General features: G+C 58.4%; 1 protein-coding gene. It reads left to right on the forward strand.

All coding sequences use genetic code 11. The features are described from left to right. Positions 1-42 precede the first annotated feature (42 nt). A partial coding sequence (locus B3C64_RS07370; RefSeq protein ID WP_291534827.1) for a CNNM domain-containing protein occupies positions 43-233 on the forward strand: 191 nt, incomplete at its 3' end.

Consider the following 233-nt stretch of genomic DNA (forward strand, 5'->3'; position numbering starts at 1 on the left):
CGATACGCCGCCTTTGACATGCCGTTGCTTTAGATTGGAACCATGTCACTTGGCCTGAATATCCTGCTCATCTTCGTTTTTCTGCTGCTCGGCTCCGTGTTCGCCGGCACCGAATTGGCGCTGGTCAGCCTGCGCGGATCGCAAATCGACCAGATGGAGCAGGAAGACGCCCGCGGCAAGAGGGTCGCGCAAATCGCACGCGACCCGAACACCTTCCTTTCGACCGTGCAGAT

Origin of the sequence: Bifidobacterium sp. UBA6881 (assembly GCA_002451435.1) — a bacterium.
Lineage (GTDB): Bacteria > Actinomycetota > Actinomycetes > Actinomycetales > Bifidobacteriaceae > Bifidobacterium.